This is a genomic window from Streptomyces sp. PT12 (assembly GCF_003311645.1).
Classification (GTDB): domain Bacteria; phylum Actinomycetota; class Actinomycetes; order Streptomycetales; family Streptomycetaceae; genus Streptomyces.
Genome location: NZ_QEST01000194.1, coordinates 1 through 497, shown reverse-complemented (window position 1 = coordinate 497; position 497 = coordinate 1). Strand labels below are relative to the sequence as shown.

At 72.0% G+C, this 497-nt stretch carries 1 protein-coding gene; it reads right to left on the bottom strand.

What is annotated here, in order from left to right:
• A partial coding sequence (locus DEH69_RS22785) for a ketoacyl-synthetase C-terminal extension domain-containing protein (protein ID WP_309302893.1) occupies positions 1 to 497 on the bottom strand: 497 nt, incomplete at both ends.

Below are 497 nucleotides of genomic sequence, written 5' to 3'. Positions count from 1 at the left end.
TCCCCACCCCACACCACATCCCTCAACGGCAGCCCCGCCGCCTCACACACCGCGTCGAACGCCCCCGCGAACACCGGAAACGCCTCATACAACTCCCGCCCCATACCCAGACGTTGACTCCCCTGCCCGGTAAACAGAAACGCCACCCTGCCCTCGGCGCGCTTGCCCGTGACCAGGGACGGCGCTGTGGCTCCGTCCGCGAGCGCGGCAAGACCGGCCAGAAGGCCCGTGCGGTCGTCGCCCACGATCGTGGCGCGGTGCTCGAGGGCGGCGCGCCCGGTCGCCAGCGACAGGGCCACATCGGCGGCGGCAAGCTCGGGGCGTTCGACCAGGTGAGAGTGGAGGCGTTCAGCCTGGGCCCGCAGCGCCTCCTGGCTCCTCGCCGACAGCGTCCACAGCACCGGGCCCGAGACGGTGACGTCCTCCGGGGCCCGCTCCTCGGCCTCGGGCGCCTCCTCGATGATCACGTGCGCGTTGGTGCCGCTGATCCCGAACGA